The organism is Brevibacterium sp. HMSC07C04 (assembly GCF_001815905.1).
Taxonomy (GTDB): Bacteria; Actinomycetota; Actinomycetes; order Actinomycetales; family Brevibacteriaceae; genus Brevibacterium.
The window spans coordinates 1-13,393 of the sequence record NZ_KV823255.1 but is presented as its reverse complement, the minus strand read 5'-3'; the positions used below and the strand labels follow the sequence as shown (position 1 = coordinate 13,393).

Annotated in this window: 10 protein-coding genes; 5 read left to right on the top strand and 5 right to left on the bottom strand. The window is 65.9% G+C overall.

Annotation, left to right across the window (positions count from 1 at the left end):
* Window positions 1–118 precede the first annotated feature (118 nt).
* Window positions 119–763 carry a TetR/AcrR family transcriptional regulator gene (locus tag HMPREF3162_RS05080; protein ID WP_176747338.1) on the top strand — a complete coding sequence of 215 codons (645 nt, stop codon included), beginning with the start codon at window positions 119–121 and terminating at the stop codon, window positions 761–763.
* A 157-nt stretch (window positions 764–920) separates the two neighbouring features.
* A complete protein-coding gene (locus HMPREF3162_RS05075; protein ID WP_070777117.1) occupies window positions 921–2,045 on the top strand; it encodes an IS110 family RNA-guided transposase in 1,125 nt (374 codons plus the stop codon).
* A gap of 572 nt (window positions 2,046–2,617) precedes the next feature.
* Here the strand turns inward: HMPREF3162_RS05075 and mobF are convergent.
* Window positions 2,618–6,184: a MobF family relaxase gene (gene mobF, locus HMPREF3162_RS05065; protein WP_083304129.1), complete on the bottom strand. Its 3,567-nt coding sequence runs from the start codon at window positions 6,182–6,184 to the stop codon at window positions 2,618–2,620.
* 180 nt (window positions 6,185–6,364) lie between these two features.
* Window positions 6,365–7,345, bottom strand: coding sequence for a GlxA family transcriptional regulator (locus HMPREF3162_RS05060; RefSeq protein ID WP_070574436.1), 981 nt, complete (start codon window positions 7,343–7,345; stop codon window positions 6,365–6,367).
* Between the two features lie 151 nt (window positions 7,346–7,496).
* Here HMPREF3162_RS05060 and HMPREF3162_RS05055 point away from each other — a divergent pair, with 151 nt between their 5' ends.
* Complete coding sequence (locus HMPREF3162_RS05055; protein ID WP_070574206.1) at window positions 7,497–8,087, top strand: isochorismatase family protein; 591 nt, start codon at window positions 7,497–7,499, stop codon at window positions 8,085–8,087.
* 121 nt (window positions 8,088–8,208) lie between these two features.
* Window positions 8,209–9,291 (top strand): hypothetical protein, encoded by a 1,083-nt coding sequence (locus HMPREF3162_RS05050; RefSeq protein ID WP_218079076.1) that lies wholly within the window; start codon window positions 8,209–8,211, stop codon window positions 9,289–9,291.
* A 210-nt stretch (window positions 9,292–9,501) separates the two neighbouring features.
* Here the strand turns inward: HMPREF3162_RS05050 and HMPREF3162_RS05045 are convergent, their stop codons facing one another.
* From HMPREF3162_RS05045 to HMPREF3162_RS05035, 3 genes are all read right to left on the bottom strand, one after another.
* Complete coding sequence (locus HMPREF3162_RS05045) at window positions 9,502–10,629, bottom strand: TetR/AcrR family transcriptional regulator C-terminal ligand-binding domain-containing protein (RefSeq protein ID WP_070574204.1); 1,128 nt, start codon at window positions 10,627–10,629, stop codon at window positions 9,502–9,504.
* A 157-nt stretch (window positions 10,630–10,786) separates the two neighbouring features.
* Window positions 10,787–11,434 carry an NAD(P)-dependent oxidoreductase gene (locus HMPREF3162_RS05040; RefSeq protein WP_070574202.1) on the bottom strand — a complete coding sequence of 216 codons (648 nt, stop codon included), beginning with the start codon at window positions 11,432–11,434 and terminating at the stop codon, window positions 10,787–10,789.
* Window positions 11,431–12,663 (bottom strand): MFS transporter, encoded by a 1,233-nt coding sequence (locus tag HMPREF3162_RS05035; RefSeq protein ID WP_070574201.1) that lies wholly within the window; start codon window positions 12,661–12,663, stop codon window positions 11,431–11,433. Before HMPREF3162_RS05035 ends, HMPREF3162_RS05040 begins: the two co-directional genes overlap by 4 nt.
* Before the next feature lie 91 nt (window positions 12,664–12,754).
* Between HMPREF3162_RS05035 and HMPREF3162_RS05030 the strand changes: the two genes are divergently transcribed.
* Window positions 12,755–13,360 (top strand): TetR/AcrR family transcriptional regulator, encoded by a 606-nt coding sequence (locus HMPREF3162_RS05030; RefSeq protein WP_256278275.1) that lies wholly within the window; start codon window positions 12,755–12,757, stop codon window positions 13,358–13,360.
* Window positions 13,361–13,393: the final 33 nt, after the last annotated feature.

Genomic DNA, 13,393 nt, shown 5'->3' with positions numbered 1-13,393 from the left:
AGGTCAAGCTGGAGCCAGGCCACCAACGGCCGCCCCAAGTAGAGTTGGGCGGGTGCGTGTCGCGTCAGCCCGAAGCAACGAAGAGAGGTGCTCACACGATGAGCAACGGCAGGTGTCTATGACCAACCGAATAGAAGATGCAATGCTGCGCGAGGGCCCTGCCCGGCCCCGGCAGCAGCGCTCGATCGCAACGAGAGCAAAGCTCCTGGACGCCGCAGGCCGAGTGTTTGCGAGACTCACATTCGCCGAGGCGCGACTTAAGGACATAAGCAAAGAGTCCGGCATCAGTAGCGAAGGCGCTCTCTTCTTCCACTTTGGAAAGAAGGAAGACATCGCGGCCGCTGTCATCGAAGCCCAGCAAGAACGCATGCTCAGCGTGCTCGACGCAGCACTCGAGAGTGACCTCCCGGCACCCGAAACGATCCTCCGGCTGGCCGACGATCTGGCACGCCTGATCGCCGATGACTCCTTGGTTCAAGGCGGCATTCGCCTCATAAACCAGCCGAGCGTCGACTTTCCGACGAATACGAGCAACCCGTTCTTCCGGTGGATCGATATCGTGAAAGATGTTATCGATACCGGAAAAGGCGACGGTTCCATTCCCTCACATGTCGCGACTGCTGAGGCTGCCGAAGTCATCAATGCCATGTTCATCGGAGAACAGGTGCTCGCGGGTCTCGCTGACTCCTGGGCATCACTCCCTGCAAGGATAGAACGCCTTCACCCATACATCCGCGGGGCCCTCAACGGCTCTCTAGGCTGATTTCTCAGGCTCTAGACAATATGAGGGAAAGGTGGGGCCGGGGCCTCCGTGCATCAAAGGAATCGTGGGTTACCCAGTCTCCACCACCGTCCTACCGGGAACACCGGATTCGGGTGTGTACTGGTAGAGCCACATTTGAGCTTTTGGAGGTCCCGACATGCTCAAGACTACCTTCATCGGATTAGACGTTCACGCGAAAACCGTGACCGCGGCAGCACTCAATGCCGACACCGGAGAGATCGACCAGGCAACGATGCCGGCCGATAACCCCACGGTCATCTCGTGGATCAAAGCCCACGGAGACGACACCGCGGTCACATATGAAGCCGGCCCAACCGGATACGGACTCGCCCGCGACCTCACAGACCAGGGAATCACCTGCACGGTCGCGGCCCCGTCGAAACTGCTGCGAGCCCCCGGCGAGCGAGTCAAGACCGATCAACGTGATGCCCTGGGATTGGCGAGGATGCTGTCGTTGGGCGAGATCACCGAGGTCCGAATCCCACCGATCAGCCAGGAAGGACTCCGCGATGTCTCTCGGGCCAGGCAACGCGCCGTCGGCGACCTCACCCATGCCAGGCAGAGGATCAACGCGATCATCCTCCGGCATGGGCTGCGGTACCCGAAGGAGACGAGGTGGACGCAGGCCCATCATGACTGGTTGGCCCGGCAACGGCTCGAACCAGCCGCGTCGCAGCAGGCATTGGTGGCTGAGTTGGAGACCGAGACTTTGCTGATGGCCCATGTCAAACGCCTCGATGCGACGATCGCCGATCTGGTCGCCGAAGCCGAGGAGGCGCCGATCATCGATGCCCTGATGTGTTTTCGGGGAATCTCGATCACGACTGGGTTCGGGTTGGCTGTCGAAATCGGGGACTGGACGAGGTTCACTGGGGCGACGATCGGGTCGTATCTGGGGTTGACTCCCTCGGAGCATTCGAGTGGGCAGACCAGGTCGCAGGGGTCGATCACGAAGGCCGGGAACACGTATGCGAGGAAACTGCTCATCGAGGCTGCCTGGACGCATGCCCGCCCGTACTCACGACCCGGGGCGCGCCTGTTGCGGCAATTCGACAAGGTCGATACTACGACTCGGGCCAGAGCGATTGAAGGCAATCAGCGACTACACCGAGTGTGGACGAATTTCGACGCCCGGAAGAAGCGCCGAGTCAAAGCGAACACGGCAGTGGCCCGAGAACTTGCAGGATGGTGCTGGTCAGTGGCCGCGCCCCTGCAACTGGAGATGGCCGATCCCAAGGGGCGGGAGGCCCGGATGGGGTGAGTCCACGATGATCGTGCCCTGCGGTAGGGGCTGATGGTTCGAGACAGCATCAGGAGCTGATCCGAGAAGTCGCTATGGGCAACCCGGCTACCCGGTTGGGTGACGCTCGATTCTAGACCACGGGATGCTCCGGTTCGAATAATCGTCATGAGGTAGCCAACCCTCGAATATCAGTCTGACCATGTGAGTCGATAACGACGCGTCTGAGTCTCGACCCCTACCGTGGTGGTACTCCTCCGATCCCGGGGATGAAGGGGAACCGATCCGGGACAATCTTAATCTGCCTCTTGACAAGTAAACCCACATATCAGTGACTCGTGGAGATATATGGCGATCGTGTTGCGCGGCGCGGTTTTCTGCCGTCGAGAAACGAGGAGGATGGCGCTGTCGTAGTCTGCGATGTCCGCCAAAAGAATGTGCCGGTCTATAAAACCAGCGAGACCAGTAAGGGATGGCAGCGCCACGTCGCCATCACAAGCCGAAAATCCTCACGGGGCTCGCTCAGCGCGGCGCCGTGGCCGGCGCGTTCGTCAGCATGGGCGCCTTCTTGTGAGGCAGCTCGGCGCTCACGGTCACAGAGAGCGTCCTTGGTCTCGTCGGATAGGGCTCCGGCGAGCGTCCGCCTCGAATCCGCTGTTGATCTCGTTGACGTTGCGGAGAGCAGCCGCAGCGTGCCGGTACTGGGCGTCCTGCGCGGTACCGCGGATCTGCTTCGGTTCACCCAGCGGCGCCGCATCTTCGATGTCGTTGCGGTACCGATACAGCATGACGGTAGCGGCGTTCTCCATCCACGCTGTCCGGACCCGCCCCCGCGTCGGTGGGGTTCCCAGTTCCTTCGTCCAGTCTTCCCCAGTATCAAGTGCATGCAGGAGAAGCCTGCGTGCTCCTGCTTCGATGAGGTCCTGGCGAGCGGTTAGCGCTGCCTGCATGTCGTCGTCGAGGGGTCCGGCTGGTGTGGGGATGAGGCCGGCGACGCGGGGCCGAGCGTCGCGGCGTCGCGGGAGCGACCGGGTTGCCTTCTCGACGATGGACGCCAGCTGCGCGGCAGGATCGTTCTGATCGTCCCCGGGTGTAATGGTCGGGGCCAGGGATGTGAGGAGCGTGGTGAGGTAGTGGCCGTCGGCTTCGTGGCGGGACAGTGCTGCTTCGAGGCGCTCGTAGTAGGCGCTGGTGAACACGGCGTCGGCCACCTCGGGGGTGAATGGGGCGACGTCGAGCAGGGCCTCCCAGCGGTCGTGGTCGGCTTCGCGGGCGAGCACGTCGTACTCATCCATCAGAGTCTTCAGGGAGGCGTGCCTGTCGATCTCGGCCTTCAGGGTCTCGGTGGCTGAGAGGTCTGCGTCGCTGCGCGCGAGCACGCGGGCCAGCTGCTCGACTCGGGTCAGCTCTTCGGGCGGGTCGAGGTGGGGTTCGAGCTCGTGCGGATCTGGCTGCACGACGTAGGCATGGTTGGACTCGCGTCCGCGGGTCATCGCGACGTAGAACAGCTCCCTGGAGGCGCTGTTGGGGTCGATGAGTGCGTGCGCGGTGTCGACCGTCGCCCCCTGGGCGCGGTGTGCGGTGGTGCTGTAGCCGAGTTCTACGTCTTCGGCCACGTAGCTGGCCGGCAGCGTGAGGGCCCTGCCGTGGGGGCGGTCGCCTTTGCCGAGGCGGCGGACGGTCAGCGACCCGTCTTTGCCGCGGCCGGTGACCTGCCAGCGGTCGCCGTTCTTCACCCAGTTCATGCTCCCGGTCGTCAGGCGGCGCTCGTTGCGGCGGGTGACGATCAGATCGCCGACGCCGGCCTCGGTTCCGTCCCGCAGCGCGACGCCCTGCTCTTTGACGTCGCCGGTGGCGATGAGGTCGGCGCGGGCGCGCTGGTTGAGTTCGGCGACGGTCTCGGCGTTGCCGGCGATCATGAGGGTGGACAGTCCGGTCTCGCGGTCGGCCTGCCAGGCCTGGTAGAGCGCATCGAGCATGTTCTCGAGCTCGCCATCGTGCAGGCGGCCCTCGTCCTCGTAGGTGTCGAGGGCCGCGGTCTTCCCGAGACGCAGGCCCATGCTGGCGTTCTTCTCCCAGTCGTGGGTGAACCGGTGGATACCAGTCAGCGTGGGAACGGCGCCGCGGTGGCGCACGATCATGCCGAACGCCCCACCGGTCTCCACGCTGGCCAGCTGCGCCCAGTCCCCAATCAGCACGACCTTCGCACCGACCTCGGCGGCATGCGTGACAATCCGGTCAAGGGTCAGGGTGCCGGCCAGCGAGGCTTCATCGAGGAGAACGAGCTGCCCGGCGGCGAGGTCCCAGCGGCCCTTGTCGTGTTCGTAGAGGAACTTCGCCGAGTTCTCCGCCCGCACCCCCAACGAGTCACCGAGGACCTCGGCAGCCGCAGCTGACGGCGCCAGCCCGATCACCGAGTCTCTGCCGTGCTCGGCGACCCACGCCCGCCGCAAGGCCCTCAGCGCGGTGGTCTTGCCGGACCCGGCGGGACCGACCAGCAGGTCCAGCGTGAGACCGGACCGCGCGATCCGTGTCACCGCGCTCACCTGGTCAGTGGCGAGCCGAACCCGGTCGATCTTCCGCCGGGTATGGCGGCGTATCCGCCGCTCGTCTACGGCAGGAGCCTTGGTGCGGTCGGAGTGGTCGAGCAGGCGCTGTTCGGCGTCGAGGATCTCCTGCGAGGTATAGGCGATCTGGTCGACCGGCTGGAACCGATTCGCCCCCTCCGCATCGACATAGTGATCAGGCACGAGCCGGTCGTAGCCGGGAGTCAGCCGTACCGAGGCCTCCTCGGCCTGGTGCACGATGCGGTCGAGCACCGTGGTGCGGTCCTCGGTGGTAGCGAACCGTGCGCCCATGAGCTGGCGGGCGGTCTCGGCGTGGAGGTTCCACCGCGACCAGGTGGCGCGCCGGTCGCCGACCTCGGCCAGCACCTTCTCCGCCACCTTGCTGATCTGCTCCGGGGTGATGTTGTCGGCGCGCACCACGGTGTGGGGATTGCGTGCAAGCACGCCGTGCGCCCAGCCGGTTGCGTCTTCGCCCAGCAGCTCGGTCGCGCGGGCACGCCACCGCGCAGTCAGCTCGGCCAAGGAGTGCAGTTCCTTGTTCGGACGGGTCTCCAGGGTTGCCTGCTGGCGCAACCGCGCGATCGCCGCCTTCGACGGTGCATGCCCGTGCGTGGTGGTGTACTCCTCGATCAGCCGCTGAGTGGCCTGTGCGATGCCCTCGCCGTCGGTAGTGCCGGTGGTGCGCTGGGAGAACACGGCGATGAGCTCAGCGGGCACCCCGTCGATTTCCCATCCGGGGTTGCGGTCCTGGCCGCGGTCGACATCCGTCCAGGCGAGGCCGAGCATGCGCGTGGTGTGATCGGCCAGCAGCGCGTTGTACGTCGCCGACAAGGCGACGGTGGCCCGGTGCAGGGTGCGAGAGTCCAGGCTGCGCCACCTGCCGTCGATGCCCTGGACCTTGTTCGACACGACCAGGTGCGTGTGCAGCTGCGGATCCCCGGCCCGCGAGTCGAAGTGATCGAAACCCGCAGCGATCACGCCAGTCACGGGCATACGTGCCACGCCACCGTGCCCGACGCGGGTTGCCGCGACCCGTTCCTCGAGCAGGGCCAGCACGTCGCGCACGGCGGCATGGTGGGCCTCGGCGATGCGGGATTGCGTGGCGGCATCGGCAACGCCCCACAGCACGCTCACCGACTTCGGCGGCGAGAACGTGAGATCGAATCCCGCAACGGCCTTGGGCTGCTTGCGTGCAATCTCCTCGTTGCGGATCTCCTCGATCGCCCGCTCGCGCGCCTGGGCCGGCAGCTCGTCGGACAGGCGCGCAATGCGGTCAGCGATGCGTTCCTGCGCCGAACGCATCTTCGGATACGGCAGGCCCAGTTTCGCACCGGTCAGGGGGTGCACGCCGCGGCCGAGGAGCTTCTCGAGATGCTCCTCGGTCACCGTGTCACCGATCGCGAGCGCTGGGCCCTGTCCGGTGTCGAGGCTGTCGAGTCCGCGGCCGGCCCAGGTGCCGGGCGGGCAGCCCGTCTCGGTGTAGTAGCGAGTCAGGGATGAACCGGCCTCGCGGGGCACGTCGGCAGTGGCGACAGACTTCAGGAGGTACTCGTAGCCCGATCCAGACGACATCACGCGGATCGTCATCACCATCACGTACCCCCTCCCCGAGAAGGCCTCGGAGAGGGGCCGCCTCGGGGGTTAGGTGCGCGTCAGCGCACCCCGGGCACCCCTGGTGCCAACAGTGTGTGGGGTGCGCGGGGCTGTAGTAGGGACGGCAGCTCTCTAGGCGCCGGACGACGCGAGGACCGGCAAGGGACCGGGTCGGGTTGGTCAGTGGATGCGGAAGCGGGCGCGGTATTCGGCCGGGGTGACGTTGAGAGCGCGGCGGAAGGCGCGGGTGAGGGTGTCGACGGTGCCGAATCCGCAGGCAGCTGCGATGCGGGTGAGGGTGTCGTCGCTGGTCTCCAACCGGTTCCGCGCGACTTCCAGGCGGGCCGATTCGAGGTAGGCGGCCGGGGTCATGCCCAGCTCGGTCTTGAAGATCCGGGTGAGCTGCCGGTCGCTGACGTGGAGCCGTTCGGCGAGCTCGGCGACCGTGAGCGGTTCGGCCAGGTGCTCCCGGATGTAGTGGCGCAGCTCGTCCACCCGCCGCGTCGTCGAGGCCGGTTCCAAGGGCACGCTGAACTGGCTCTGCCCGCTGGGACGCTTGAGGTAGACGACCAACTGGCGGGCGACCTTCTGCGCGAGCGCTTCACCGAAGTCATCAGCGACCAGGGCCAGGGCAAGATCGAGACAAGAGCTGATACCGGCACCGGTCCACACGTCCCCGTCACGGATGAAGATCGGGTCGGCGTCCACGGTGATCGCGGGATGCTCGGCGGCGAGTTGCTGGGCCGTCGACCAGTGCGTCGTCGCCCGCTTGCCGTCGAGCAATCCCGTCGCGGCGAGCACGTGTGCGCCGACGCACACCGAGGTGACCCGGCGGGTGCGCGGCGCCAGGTCCGCGACATGCGCGGCGATCTCGGGATCGACCAGCGCGGTGACCCGCCGGTCCTCATCGACATCGACCGCCCCGGGCACGACCAAGGTGTCGATGGACCGGCCCTCGAGATCGGTGAAGGTCGCATCCGGCAGGACACGCACACCCGCCGATGTCGTCACCGGCTCCATCGACGGTGCGACCAGAAGGACCTCGTAGCCGGTCGGCTCATCCATCTCGCGCTGCAGGAGCGCGAACACCTCCGGCGGGCCGGTCACGTCGAGCAGATCGACCCGCTCGAACAGCACCACCACCACGAGACGTTCAACCACGCCCTTCACCCCTTCTCAGCTGAACCCACTCCTCGACATGTCGGTATTTGCAGGTTACATGACATTGCCGACGCGCTGGGTCGGATCATAGCGTCGAAGTACCCCCTCCCGGACACGGGAGGAACCCGGAACTCTTAGGACGAGGAGAACGATGGCACGCACGACACTCCGCCAGCTCAACGGCTTCGACGACACCCCGGCCACCCTGGCCGACTCGACCCTGGTCATGGTCGACTTCCAGAACACCTACACCCGCGGCGTGATGGAACTCGAGGGCTGGGAACCGGCCCTGGACGCGGGCGCCGATCTCCTGGCGCGCGCACGCCAGGCCGGGGCGACGGTCATCCACATCGTCAACGACGGTGGCGACGGCACCCCGTACGACATCCACGACGAGATCGGCCAGATCCACCCGAGGGTCGCACCAATCGAGGGCGAGGCCGTGGTCGCCAAGACCGCGCCGAACGCCTACGTGGGCACCAACCTCGGCGAGCTCGTCGCCGCCGCCGGCCATGACGACGTCATCATCGCCGGCTTCATGACCAACATGTGCGTCACCTTCACCGCCGAGGGCACCTTCCTGCACGGGAAGAAGCCCACCGTGGTCGCCAGCGCCTGCGCGACCCGCCCGCTGCAGACCGCCGTGGCCGAGGTGCCCTCGACCCAGCTGCACAACAGCGCGCTGGCCACGATCGCCGACCTCTACGGCGTCGTCGTTGCCGACCCCGGCAACCTCCGGTAACACCCCGAACCCGGCGAGACGGTAACCCGAACTCGCCACGGCTCTGGTGCCCGACCCCCGACCCCGGGGGGCCGGGCACCAGAGGTCACATCACACTGCATCTTCAAGGAGGAAGAGACCCATGGGTTACGAGAACCAGGGATGCCCGGTCCGCCACGACCACGGCGGAAACCCCAGCCACCACCAGCAGCCGCGCCCACAGGGTCCGTCACGCTCGCCGCACCGTCGCGCCGAGGACATCGACCCGCACGACCTGGACATGACCGCGTACTGGTCCAGCCCGACGGTGCGCGCCCGGAACGCGATCTTCCAGATCGACACCGACATGCAGCGCAACTACGCCGCCCTCAAGGCCGAGCTCATCGAGCACCTGTCCCCGGTGATCATCGTGAACAACGATCCGCAGGGCGGGGAGTACACGCTCGTGCACAACGGGAAGACCGAGACCCTCCACCCGATCCCGGAGACCTTCGAGCTGGCCAAGTCGATCGCGCACGTCCCGCTGGGGATCTTCTCGATCATCGCGCCCTACCTCAAGGGGTCCGAGACCAGCGACTGGGTCGCCCCGCTCTCCGCGTTCGCCGACACCCTCGGCGCCGCCCGCCAACAGCTGCGGGACGCGGACCTGCCGGGCGAGCTGGAGCGCTCGTGCCGGCACATCCTCGACTCCGGCATCCGGTTCATCGAGAAGTCGATCGAGCTCGGCTACTTCTCCATCCGGTCGTTCGAGGCGTTCTCCGGCAGCGTCTACGACAGCATCCGCACCAACATGTGGTACGCCTCCGATGCCCAGATCACCGGGGTCCAGAAGATCATGAAGCGGTGGAAGAAGAAGATCGGCCACCAGCAGTGGAAGGACCTCTACGTCGTGGTGATCTCGATCTGGACGACCTCGGTACTCAACCAGAACTCCATCATCATCCGCGAGCTCATGGACCCCGCCCGCGTCGACACGCACCTGATCGACCTGCCCGCCGCCGAGATCCCCGAGGACTACGTCTTCGTCGCCCTCGACAACCTCGCCCGCATCGTGCAGGACAACGTCGCCGCGGAGATGGTCTTCCCCACCGACCAGGAAGTCGCCGACGCCCTCAAGGGCACCGAAGACCTCCTCTCGGACACCATCCTCGAACAGCTCCACGGGGAGAGCGACCGCCCGGCCACCACCGCCTCCGGCGGGGATGCGGACGCCAACGCGGCCTAGCAGCCGTTGCAGCATCTCCTCGAACGCCCTGCCCTCCTGGCCGCGATGTGTTTTTCGTGGCCAGGAGGGCTTGTCGCTGCCGCCCGACTCTCCGTACGAGACCTCCTTCGCCAGAGACGAGGACTGGGCGGAGCAGGCACGCAAGTTCGCTCCAAGCGAAGCGGTTTTTGGCATCGGGGACGCGCGGAAGGAGCCGGCGAGATGCCTCACCTAAATGGTGGTTTTGAGCAGATCCCAGAACTGTCCGATCCGTTCAGGAAGGTCGGCCCATTGGCCGTTCACCGCAGTGGTCAGGCCGGCGAAGGTGGCCAGGACAGTGGCGGTGAATCCGTCTGCGGTTGTCCCGTCGGGTAGGCCCGATAGGTCCCGGCCTACCGCTCTGCGCAGTACCTGGAGCTGGCGCTTGTAGGGGTGAGGACGGCGTGGATCGATGTGATGAGACTCGACGGCGAGCCTGGCTGCGCCTTGGAGGCGTTGATCGGTGGCGTAATGGTTGGCGGCCAGCAGGAGGAGTTCGCGAACGGCGGCGACGCCAGTCAGTGATCGGCCGCGGATGGTCTTCTCCCATGCCGCCCATGCGGTGCGCTCGTAGTCCAGGAGCACCCGAGCGAGCTGCTTCGTATCGCCGAATCGGGCGCGAATCTCGCGGGGGCCGACCTCTGCTCGCTCGCTGATCTGATCCAAAGTGGTCGCGTAGAAGCCATGAGCAGCGTACTCGGCTCCTGCGGCATCAAGGATGCGCTGGCTGGCACATCGGGGATGCGCGAGTTCGGGGAGATGCCCCAGGCCGGACAGTACGGCTTGGGCGAACCACTCGAGATAGTCGTCGTCGAGCGCGGGACGCTCGGGCAGCATCACGTGTAGCAGAAGGGGCCCGAGCAGGAGAAGGAACACGGCCTCGGTATCGACTCCCGGAGGAATCTCGTCGCGCTCGACCGCGCGCCGTATCATCAGCGCGATGGAGTCCGACCAGGGGTCGATGAGGGTTCGACCGAAGTCGACCCCGGGCAGACGCCGTTCTGCGACGACTAGGGCCAGGCCAGCGGATATCGCGGGGTCGGCGAGACTGTCGCGTAGTCGCCGGAGGGTCGCGGTGAGGTCACCACGAAGACTGCCTGTGTCTGGCCCCTGTCCCCCGGTGAGACGATCGGCGACGACGGAGAGAGCGAGCGCAGCGGTGTTCGGAAAGCGGCGATAGATCGCCGGTTTGCCCACCCCTGTGCGCTCCGAGAGGGCGTGCACCGTGAGCTTGCTGCCCTCGGCGAGGATCTCGGCCGCGGCTTGTCGAAGTGCTGGGGTGAAGCTGGGGTCGAGGGGTCTCCCTGAACGGCCAGGCATGTTGGGATGTGCCACCTTGGGTGTAGCGTCACGTATTGCGCAAGAGCCTGCCGACTGCACAGACGCGACTGGATTCGTGCTCCGCACCGGCCTGCAGCGGGCGCTGCTATTTGGCGTCGACCATCGTTGCTCGGCGATGCGCCAACAGCTGGTGCGGTCAGGCTGAGATCAGATGTGTTCCAGTCCAGGCGTCGCGGATCGCGTCGGCGAGGGCGAGGGCGAAGTCCTCGTAGCTAATGCTGGACTGAAGAAACGTGCGTTCGTCGGCGGCGGGCGGCCGTCTCCGGAAAGAGCCGGTGAACTGCCCCTCGGGTTGGTAGCTGGGTGGCGGGATGAGGTAAGCCCATCGGTGTGGCGCCGTCTCGGATTCGAGGTGGTCTCGGAGTGCGGCATGGGCGACTCCGCGCGGGAGAGTCACGGTGGGAAAGGCGGGGTCTTGCCAGAAACGTCGGCCGTTGCCCATATGGAGCGCCCCGGCTCCGCCAACGTGGACAATCAACGGAGTCTTAGACTCGTCTTGAGCGTCGACGATCCGGTCATGGAGATCGATCAGTGCTGTCGCCGCGATCTCCTCTCGCAGCCGGATGGTGTTGACGACGATGTCGATGCCTGTGAGTGCTTCTCGCATACGGGTGGGGTCATCGATGTCGATGGCCCGCGCATCGTCGGCGTGCTCAGGTACCGGCAGTGGTCGCGTGGCGTCTCCGGGTCGAACTCCCGCATGCAGAAGTATACCCGCGGGGCGATGGTTCAGCAGGAAACTGCCGGTGCGGCCAGTAGCCCCCAGGAGTAGGACATCAGTCATGACCGGGTCGCCTTTCGGTTGAGCATGGAGACACAGAGGATGGACACTGCGGCAATGACCAGAAGCGCGACCAGAACGATAGCCAGAGTGCTGAGGTTGGTGATCGCACCACCTACGATCGGGCCGATGCTGGCTCCGATGAAGAGGATGAATCCGTTGATGGCCATCCCGCTGCCCCGATTCGGGGCGGCTGTCTCTCCGTACAGGTTGATCATGGACGGTACAGCCAGGGCGACGCCCGCGACATAGACGATGCTCGCGGCGATCAGGCCGGGCAAGGTGCCGGAGAGGAAGAATTCTCCGAGCATGCCCACAGCCGCGAGCGTGAAGCCGGTCTGGGCGACCCGGACGATGCCGAAACGCTTCGCGAGAGCCCCAACGCCGAGGCTGACGAACATCGCTGGCAGGGCGGCCAATCGGATGAGAATGATGTCGGAGGCAGGCACGTCGAGGCTTTCCAGGTGCTGTCCGATGCCGGTGTAGAGGGCGACAAAGGACAGCAGAAGCGTCACGTGCGCGATGCTGAGCAGCACGATCGCTGGCATGACCAGCAGTCGCGCAAGGTTGCCGAACTGTTTGAGGAGCGACATCGACGGGGCATGCTTGGGCGCCTCGGTCACGAGCGTGAGGATCAGCACGAAGGTGATCGCGAGAACGACACCGCAGAGCACGAAGAACCACGACCAGCCCGCTTGCAGCGCCACCGTGGAGGCTACGACCTGGCCGAAGATGCCCGCGACCAGGAACGCGGTCGACATCGCTCCGATCGCTCCAGCCCGTCTGTTGGGTGCGACAGCCTCGGTCAGATAGGCCAGCGCAACGGGGGCGAACCCGGCTGCCGAGAGGCCCTGGAGAGCACGCAGCGCCGCCATCACCGGCACGGAGGAAGCCGTCGCGCACACAAGCGTGGCAACCGCGAGCACCCCGATGGCGACGGCCATGACCCGCTTTCGACCGTACCGGTCGGAGATCGGCCCCCAGATGAGGAAGCCCACGGCGTAGGTGAGGCTGAAGCTCGTCGACAGGGCGAAGGTCGCATCAGCCCCGAGGTCGGCAGCCACTGGACTCAAGAGCGGGATCGCCGCGTAGAGCTGTGTCAGGACGAACAGGGCCGTCACTACCAGGATGACGACGGCGACCCCGCCAGCCGGGAAGTCCGGGCTGGCGATGTCACGTGAGGGCGACCTCTCCGGAGCCGTCGTTTCGGGATGTGGGAGGTTCGAGGGCATGCACGTCTCCTTCCAACGCAATCGTTGGAATTTACCCTAGTATGCTCGGGCGTGGGGTGCAACCTCAACGTTGGAGATGCAATTTAGGAGTGTGACGCAGACTGTGGCCTGGGACACAGAGGGAACCAAGCGCAAGATCAAGGACGCGGCCACGGTGGAGTTCGCCGACCGCGGGCCGGATGGCACGACGATCGAGCAGATCGCGAAGAAGGCAGGTGTCAACAAGGAGCGGGTGTACAACTACTTCGGAGGCAAGAAGGAGCTCTTCGCTGCGGTGTTGCGTGACGAGTTGGCGCAGGTCGCTCAGTCGGTGCCCGTGGCCTCGTTCGCCAGGGAGGACGTCGGGGACTACGCCGGGCGGGTCTACGACTATCACCGTGAGCGGCCCGAGCTGATCCGCCTGTTGCGTTGGGAGGCTCTGGCATTCGACGACGAAGTGCCCGACGAGGCCCAGCGGAGGGAGTATTACGGCTACAAGTCGGCTGCTGTCGTGGGGGGGCAGGAGGCGGGCACGATCACCCGCGACATTGATGCCGCCCATCTGATTCTGTTCGTGCTCTCGATCGCGGGCTGGTGGTCCACGGTGCCTCAGGTGGCCCGGATGCTGTGTGGTCCGCCCACCGAGGAGGAGCATTGCAGGCGACGCGCGGCTGTTGTCACAGCGGCCCGTCGCCTTGCGGCCGCTGACACGGCGTGAGCGACAGTGGAGGGCACCAGCCTGTACAGGCTG